The following is a 1,693-nucleotide window of genomic DNA, read 5'->3' as shown; positions in this document are numbered from 1 at the left end:
AGGCCCGCATGTTCCGGGTCACCCCCGCGAACGTCGGGTCGTACTTGGGCGTGCCGAAGTTCCTCGACAGCCAGATCGAGAAGCGCTCGCGCATCGGCGTGGCGACCGGGCTCGCCTGGACCGAGGTCGGTGGCGACGTGCTCACCGTCGAGGTGAGCGTGCTTCCCGGCGGCGGCGCCCTGAGCATGACGGGAAAGCTGGGCGAAACGATGCGGGAGTCGGGACAGGCGGCGCTGTCGTACATTCGTTCCCGCGCCCAGTCCCTGGGCCTGGAGAAGAATTTCTATAAGGAGATCGACGTCCACGTGCATCTGCCGGAGGGCGCCATCCCGAAGGACGGCCCCTCGGCGGGCATCACCATGGCGACCGCACTGGTCTCGGCGCTCACGGGCGTCCCGACGCGCGAGGACGTGGCGATGACGGGGGAGATCACGCTGCTCGGCAACGTGCTCCCGATCGGCGGCCTGAACGAGAAGGTCGTCGCGGCGGCGCGGGCGGGCGTGAAGACGGTCATCATCCCGAAGCAGAACGAGAAGGACCTGAAAGAGCTGCCCGATTATCTGAAGCAGGCGGTCCAGTTCAAGCTGGTCGAGACCATGGATCAGGTGCTGGAGATCGCCCTCAACACGGGCGAGTCCCGAAGCATCGTCGCCCGGCCGGCGGAAGAAGTGACCCCGGTTCCGGCGCCCAAGGCCGCCCAGACCTACGCCCATTGACGCCACGCGCTTCCGCGCGCGGCTGAACCTCATCCCGGTGTCCGCGCTCCGGCGCGGACGCCGGCGTCGTTTCGAGGAGACGTGATGAAGCGCGTGCTCTTCACTCCCGGCCCCACCGAGCTCCCGCACGTCGTGCTGGAAGCCATGGCCCGCCCGATCATCCACCACCGCACCGACGAGTACCGCACGCTCTTCATGGAAGCCACCCGCCTGATGGCCGAGCACCTCGGCACGGCGCAGCCGGTGATCACGCTCGCCTGCTCGGGCACGGGGGCCATGGAAGCGGCCGCCATCAACGTGCTCTCTCCGGGCGACGAGGCGATCGTCGTCGAGGGCGGCAAGTTCGGCGCGAGGTGGGCCTCGATCTGCGAGGCGTACGGAGTGGCGGCGCACAAGGTGAGCGTGGAGTGGGGGCGCGTGGCCACGGTCGAGGAAGCCGAGTCGGCGCTCGCGGCGCACCCCAAGGCCAAGGCGCTCTTTTTGACCCACAGCGAGACGTCGACGGGGGCGCTGTTCCCCGTGCACGAGATCGCGCGCGCGGCCCGGGCGAAGGGCGTCCTTACCATCGTGGATGCGATCACGTCCTGGGGGGTCTACGACCTGCATTTCGACGCGTCCGACCTGGACGGCGTCGTCTGGGGCTCCCAGAAGGGGCTGATGATCCCGCCCGGGCTGGGGTTCCTGGCCTTCAGTCCGCGCGCGTGGGCCGCGGCGGAGAAGGCGAAGCTGCCGCGTTTCTATTTCAATTTATTGAAGGCCCGGACTGCGCTCGCTGAGAAGGACACTCCGTTCACGCCTGCGATCTCCCTCGTGCTCGCGGCGAACGCTGCCGCGAAGCTGATGGCCGAGGAGGGGAGGGAGCAGGTCTTCGCGCGCCATCGCCGGAACGCCGACGCCACGCGCGCGGCGGCCCAGGCCCTGGGCCTGTCCCTGCTGGCCGAGGTGCCGTCCAACGCCGTGACCGCCGTGATCGCGCC

2 protein-coding genes are annotated in these 1,693 nt (G+C 69.2%); both read left to right on the top strand.

The genetic code is table 11. From position 1 onward, the window contains the following. Window positions 1-716: S16 family serine protease (locus tag VE326_10810; GenBank protein ID HYJ33698.1), on the top strand; the 716-nt coding region annotated here is incomplete at its 5' end. A gap of 84 nt (window positions 717-800) precedes the next feature. Continuing rightward, a partial coding sequence (locus VE326_10805; GenBank protein HYJ33697.1) for an aminotransferase class V-fold PLP-dependent enzyme occupies window positions 801-1,693 on the top strand: 893 nt, incomplete at its 3' end.

The organism is Candidatus Binatia bacterium, from assembly GCA_035631035.1.
Taxonomy (GTDB): Bacteria; Eisenbacteria; RBG-16-71-46; order SZUA-252; family SZUA-252; genus DASQJL01.
This window is presented reverse-complemented; position numbering and strand designations above follow the sequence as displayed.